This window comes from Methylobacterium sp. WL19 (assembly GCF_008040005.1).
Taxonomy (GTDB): domain Bacteria; phylum Pseudomonadota; class Alphaproteobacteria; order Rhizobiales; family Beijerinckiaceae; genus Methylobacterium; species Methylobacterium bullatum.
Genome location: NZ_VRVC01000188.1, coordinates 1 through 6,442 on the forward strand (window position 1 = coordinate 1; position 6,442 = coordinate 6,442).

Sequence of the window (6,442 nt, forward strand, 5' to 3'; positions counted from 1 at the left end):
GCCCTGCATCCGGGGGAGAGCGCCGGCTTCGGCCGGATCGCGGCGGTCCCGGTCCTGCTGCTGCCCGGCCGGCCGGACGCCGCCCTCGCGACATTCCTCACCCTCGGGCGGCCCTTGCTGGCCCGTCTCTCCGGAGCGGTTGCGCCCGAGGGCGTCAAAGGCCGCCTGACCCGGAAGATCGCCTCGACCGTCGGCATGAGCGAAATCGTCTTCGTGCGGAGGACGCGGGAGGGGGTGGAGCCCATCGGCGGCGGGGATCTGCCGCTGCGTCGCCTGATCCTCGCCGAGGGCGCGGTTCTGGTGCCGCCGGAGCGGGAAGGCTACCCTGAAGGCGAGTGGATCGAGATCGTGCCCCTGTGAACCGCCCCGACGGAGCTGAGACGAAAGAGGATTTCCTGGCGAGGCTGTCGCGCGCGGCACGCCAGGAGCAGTTCCTCCAGGTGGTCGGCCGGGACGAGGCCGTCGCACGGTTTCGCACGGCGATCCCGCATGCCGCGCTGCCGGCGGAGAGCGTGCCGCTGGCCGCCTGCCTCGGACGCGCCTTGGCGGGTGACGTCGCCTCGCCCATCGACGTGCCTCCCTTCGACCGCGCCCTCGTCGACGGTTTCGCCCTCCGCGCCTCCGACACGATGGGCGCGAGCCAGGCCGAGCCGCGCCGGCTCGGCCTCAACCACGAGATCCTCGCCTGCGGCGTCGCGCCCCGGCTCGTCGTCCTGCCCGGCACGGCGACGGCCATCGCCACCGGCGGCGTGATGCCGCGTGGCGCGGATGCGGTGGTGATGGTGGAAGCCACCGGCATCGCGTCCGGGGACGGTCCGCTCGCCATCGACCTCGACCGGGTGGCGGCACCCGGGCAGTTCGTCGGCTATGCCGGCTCCGACATGGCGCGCGGCGAGACCGTCCTGCGCAAGGGCACCGTGATCACGGCGCGGGAAATCGGCATGCTCGCCGCCTGCGGCCTCGCCGCGGTCGAGGTGGTGCGCCGGCCGAGAATCGCCGTGCTCTCCACCGGCGACGAGCTGGTGGCTCCGGGCCAGCCCCTGCCGGTCGCCGGGATCTACGATTCGAACGGGGCCATCATCGCCGCCTCGGTCGAAGAGAATGGCGGCGACCCCGTGCCCTTGGGCATCGTCGCGGATGACGAGGCCGCCCTCGAGACCGCGATCCGTGCGGCACTCTCGGATTGCGACGTCGTCGTCCTGTCAGGGGGGACCTCGAAGGGGGCGGGCGACGTCTCGCACCGCATCCTCTCGCGCCTCGGCGAGCCCGGCATCCTCGTCCACGGGGTCGCGCTCAAGCCCGGTAAGCCCCTCTGCCTCGCCAAGGCGCAGGACAAGGCCATCGTCGTGCTGCCGGGCTTCCCGACCTCCGCGATGTTCACCTTCCACGACTTCGTGGTGCCGCTCGTCCGGTCGCTGGCGGGGCTTCCCCCACGGGAGGAGGACAGCGTCGAGGCTGTCCTTCCCCAGCGCATCGCCTCCGAACGCGGGCGGATGGAATTCGTCATGGCCTCGCTCACCCATGGACGGGACGCTCCCGTCGCGGTCCCGCTCTCCAAGGGCTCCGGCTCGGTGACGGCCTTCTCCCAGGCCGACGGCTTCTTCGCGATTCCCGCCGCACGCGCGGGCATGGAAGCCGGCGAGCGGGTGAGCCTGTCGCGGATCGGGGCCGGCTCCCGCGCGCCCGACCTTACCATCGTAGGCAGCCATTGCATCGGCCTCGACGCCATCGTCGGACGCCTGGCCGAACGCGGCATCCGGGCGCGCACCATCTGGGTCGGTTCCTCTGGAGGCCTCGCCTCCCTCAAGCGGGGCGAATGCGACATCGCCGCGATGCATCTCCTCGACCCCGAGACCGGCCGCTACAACACGCCTTTCCTCACGCCGGGCTTGCGCCTCGCGGAAGGCTGGGGGCGCATGCAGGGCGTCGTGTTCCGCCCCGGCGATGCCCGGTTCGCGGGACGCGACGCGGCGGAGGCGGTCTCGGCCCTGGTCCGCGACCCGGACGCGATCATGGTGAACCGCAACACCGGCTCGGGGACGCGGCTCCTCATCGACGGGGTGCTGAACGGCGCCCGGCCTCCGGGGTTCTGGAACCAGCCCCGCTCGCACAATGCCGTCGCCGCCGCCGTGGCCCAGGGCCGGGCGGATTGGGGTGTCGCCATCGAGAGCGTGGCCCGCGCCTACGGCCTCGGCTGCCTGCCGCTCACCGACGAGCGCTACGATTTCGCCTATGCCGAGGACCGGGCGCGGGAACCGGCGCTCGCCGCCTTCCTCTCCCTCCTCGCCGAGCCGGAGACCGATTCGGCCCTGGCCGAGCTCGGCTTTCCCCGCGCGCGGACCCTGCCATGACGGAGCACGCCATGCGGGTGATGGGCCTTGCCGGCTGGAGCGGGGCGGGCAAGACGACCCTGCTCGCCAAGCTCATTCCCGCGCTGATCGCGCGTGGGTTGACGGTCTCCACCATCAAGCACGCGCATCACGCCTTCGACGTGGATCAGCCGGGCAAGGATTCGTACCGGCATCGCCAGGCCGGCGCGTCGGAGGTGCTGATCTCGTCCGCTGTTCGCTGGGTGCAGATGCACGAGGTGCGCGACGGCCAGGAGGCGAGCCTCGCCGAGTTGCTGCGCCGTCTCGGCCCCTGCGATCTCGTGCTGGTGGAAGGCTTCAAGCGCGAGGGCCATCCAAAGATCGAAATCCATCGGAACGCCAACGGCCGTCCGCCGCTTCATCCGCAGGACGAGAACATCGTCGCCATCGCCAGCGACCGGGCGTTCCCCGATGCGGGGATCGCCGTGGTCGATCTCGACGACGTGGCGGCCATCGCCGATCTCGTCGCGTCCCTGGCGGAACCGCTCGATGCCATCCTGAACAGGATCGAAGGCCATGGCGCAGCTGACTGACGATTGCTTCGCCTTCGGCGGACGATTGATGAGCGCCGACGACGCCCTCGCGCTGATCGCGGAGCGGCTTCCCGTCCTGGCCGGGATCGAGACCGTGCCGCTGCACGAGGCGGACGGACGCGTCGCGGCGGAGGACGTGACCGCCGGGATCGACCTGCCGCCCTTCGACAATTCGGCGGTGGACGGCTACGCCGTGCGCCATGCCGACCTCGCCCCTTCGGGTGAGACGCGGATGATCGTCGAAGGCCGGGTCGCCGCCGGCCAGGCCGGACTGACGATGGCGGGCGGCCCGAGCGCGGTCCGCATCTTCACCGGCGCGCGGATGCCGGGCGGCGCCGACACGGTCTTCATGCAGGAGGACGTGACGCTGGAGGGGACCGGCATCGTCCTGCCGCCGGGCCTGAAGCGCGGGGCGAACCGCCGGCTCGCGGGCGAGGACGTACCCAAGGGCGGCACCATCGTCACCGCCGGGCGGCGCCTCTCGCCGCAGGACGTGGCCTTGGCCGCCGCCACCGGTCGCTCGTCCCTGGCCGTCCGCCGCCGTCTCAAGGTGGCGGTGTTCTCCACCGGCGATGAACTCGCCGAACCGGGGGCCGTCCTGGCGCCGGGGGCGATCCACGATTCCAACCGGGTGATGCTGGTCGCCCTGCTCAAGCGCCTCGGCGCGCAGGTGAGCGACCTCGGAATTCTGCGCGACGACCGGGCTGTTCTCGCAGCCCACCTCGCCGAGGCGGCGTCCGCCCACGATCTCCTCCTCACCTCCGGCGGCGTCTCCACCGGCGAGGAGGACCACGTGAAACCGGCGGTAGAGAGCGTCGGCAGCCTGGTGTTCTGGCGGCTCGGCATCAAGCCGGGCCGTCCGGTGGCCATGGGCGTCGTGCGGGGCACGCCCTTCGTCGGGTTGCCGGGCAATCCCGTGGCCGCCTACGTGACCCTGCTCTTCGTGGTGCGCCCCCTGCTGGCGCGCCTGGGCGGCGAACGTCTCGACGCACCCCTGGCGATCCCGGTCCGCTCCACCTTCGCCTATCGCAAGAAGGCCGGCCGCCGCGAATTCGTGCGCGTCGGCCTGAGGCGCGTCGCCGATGGCGGGTTGGAGGCGGTGAAGTTCCCCCGGGACGGGGCCGGCCTCCTCACCTCGCTCACGGGCAGCGACGGGCTGGCGGCGCTCCACGACGAGGTGACCGCGATCGAGCCCGGCGACACGATCGAGGTCTATCCGCACGTCGTTCTGTACTGACGCGAATCTCCCGTCCCCATCGCACAGAGCGTGACCGACGCTTGCATTGCGCGGGCTCCGGCACGATGTGCCGGGTCATGGCCGAGGTCTCTCGGCTTTCGAGCGGAGGGCCGCTCACCTGTCTCCATTGCCACTCCGACCCGACCGAAAGCGCCGATGGACTTTCTCGACTCGCACTTCCTCGTCTCGGTGCTGCAGATCGTCTGGATCGACCTGCTCCTCTCCGGCGACAACGCGGTCGTCATCGCCATGGCCTGCCGATCCCTGCCCCCCGAGCAACGCCGGACCGGCATCCTCCTCGGCGCGGGGACGGCCGTGGGGCTGCGCATCCTGTTCGCCGTCGTCATCTCCTATCTGCTGGCGGTGCCGTTCCTGCGGATCGGCGGCGGGCTCCTGCTCCTCTGGATCGCGGTGAAGCTCGCCCTCGGTGAAGACGAGGAAGGTCACGCGGTGAAGGACAGCGCGACCCTGTGGAAGGCGGTGCGGACCATCGCCATCGCCGACGCGGTCATGAGTCTCGACAACGTGGTCGCCATCGCGGCCGTGGCGAAGGGCGAAGTCTCGCTGTTCGTCTTTGGCCTGCTTCTGTCGATCCCCCTCATCGTGGCGGGCGCCTCCCTCATCACGACGCTGCTGAAGCGGTTTCCCCTCGTCATCTGGGCGGGCGCCGCGCTTCTCGGCTGGATCGCCGGCGAGATGATCGTCACCGATCCCTACATCGCCGAACACGTGGCCTCCGTGCCCCACGCGCACCAGGCCGCCGCCGCGATCTGCGCCGTGCTCGTCGTCGCCGTGGCGTTCATCTGGAAACGGGCGACCGCATCGCCCGAGCCGATCGGCGATCAGGGCCGTCGTTGAGGCGAGCAGTCAAAACCTGACGGATGGGACCCGCCCTGAGCGTTACCGATGGGTGGTGAGCGGACCCTGCCCCTTGGCCTTGAATCGGACGTTCCACCTCCGACCCAACACGGTCGCCCCGACAGCTTTTGCATTTTCCCGGAAGCGGCCATTCTTCGGCAGTCTGGCGTTTACGACTCTCGTTGAGAAATGGAACCAGCGTCTACTATCCCCGTGGCCGAAGCTGCCTGTGATAGCGTCTAAGGCCGAAGTAGGTCGCGATAAAATTTGAGCAGAGAAATGCCATTATCGCGCAAGTAGATATTAGTTTGGCGCCTTCCAGATCGTAAGCTTTATCTCTCAAGAAAGGCATCATTACTCCAACCAAAAACCCCACAAGACTGAGCAATACAAAAAATCCAAGATAAACAACAACAAATATTATAATCAATATTGAATGTTTCGGGTTAAAATTCTTTTTAAATTCCATAATCGGCTTGCCTTTTGCGGCTTGTTTATATGCTAAACATACAAATAGTATGATTATCGGCCAAAGTATAAGCGTATCGAGGGCTACTAATATCTTATTGACTGGCGGCGGAACGAAAACACAAATAAATAATAACGATACGAGAGCGGGTTTTGCTATCACAATGCTGGCATCATTCGCTCGCTCGACATGACTTTCCTATTTTCGGGGACGCGGAAAAATGCAACCGCCTTTCAGCATGGGTGCGAGATATGGTCAGACCGCTCTCGGCTGAGTCGTCTCAACAACGAACCACAACCTTCATGAATGTCTTCTCACGGTCGTGCGCGGGCAGCAGGAGGGCGATGTCGCCTCAGATGCCGCTTCACTCAGAAGCAGCCCAGCCGAAAACCACCCGACCCGGACATCGGCCACCAAGCTGCCCCGAAGCGGACCTTCTAGGAGTCTGTGAAGGGTCGTGAGCAGCCCCGGCGGCGGGCACCGAACGTCAGATTTTTACCACTGGTTTCAGGTGTATTTCCAAGATTTTACCTCATCCTGAGGTGCCGCGCAGCGGCCTCGAAGGAGGGCTTCAGATATCGAAGCGGCTTCTGGAGGCCTCCTTCGAGGCCCGCTGACGCGGGCACCTCAGGATGAGGTGATGGGTTGGGATGATCGACTTTGGCGGATGGTCCACTCTGGCACGAGCATTCGCAGACGCATCGGGTCAAACAGGCTGCGAGGCCGGTGACCAACGAAAAACGTGCCCTTGCAAGGGGCCGTTTCTCGTCGTCGATTGAGAGCGGATTTACCGCGCCGCTTCGAGATATTTGAGGTCGAGGGCGGCCAGCGACATGAGCGGTGAGGGCATGACGACGCCGTCGCGGCGGATCAGCCGTGCGACCCGCTGGCACCCGGCGATGTCGTTGGCACCGGCGGCGGCATCGCCCTGTTCGATGAAGGCGGCACTCGGCGTCTTCGGCGGCGGTGCGGAGGG

General features: G+C 67.7%; 4 protein-coding genes and 2 pseudogenes. 5 read left to right on the forward strand and 1 reads right to left on the reverse strand.

All coding sequences use genetic code 11. The annotated features are described in order from the left end of the window. The 5 genes and pseudogenes from FV220_RS23395 to FV220_RS23415 form a co-directional block, all read left to right on the forward strand. Positions 1-360, forward strand: a pseudogene (locus tag FV220_RS23395) (hypothetical protein); the annotation flags it as partial. Next, positions 357-2,351, forward strand: coding sequence for a molybdopterin biosynthesis protein (locus tag FV220_RS23400; protein WP_147833411.1), 1,995 nt, complete (start codon positions 357-359; stop codon positions 2,349-2,351). The pseudogene FV220_RS23395 and the gene FV220_RS23400, both read left to right, overlap by 4 nt. Beyond that, positions 2,348-2,902 carry a molybdopterin-guanine dinucleotide biosynthesis protein B gene (gene mobB / locus FV220_RS23405; RefSeq protein ID WP_187273519.1) on the forward strand — a complete coding sequence of 185 codons (555 nt, stop codon included), beginning with the start codon at positions 2,348-2,350 and terminating at the stop codon, positions 2,900-2,902. The genes FV220_RS23400 and mobB overlap by 4 nt, the downstream gene beginning before the upstream one ends. Next, positions 2,886-4,139, forward strand: coding sequence for a gephyrin-like molybdotransferase Glp (gene glp, locus FV220_RS23410; protein WP_147833412.1), 1,254 nt, complete (start codon positions 2,886-2,888; stop codon positions 4,137-4,139). Before mobB ends, glp begins: the two co-directional genes overlap by 17 nt. A 156-nt stretch (positions 4,140-4,295) precedes the next feature. Beyond that, positions 4,296-4,997 (forward strand): TerC family protein, encoded by a 702-nt coding sequence (locus FV220_RS23415; RefSeq protein ID WP_147833413.1) that lies wholly within the window; start codon positions 4,296-4,298, stop codon positions 4,995-4,997. Positions 4,998-6,253: 1,256 nt separating this feature from the next. Here FV220_RS23415 and FV220_RS23420 read toward each other — a convergent pair. Further along, positions 6,254-6,442, reverse strand: a pseudogene (locus FV220_RS23420) (hypothetical protein); the annotation flags it as partial.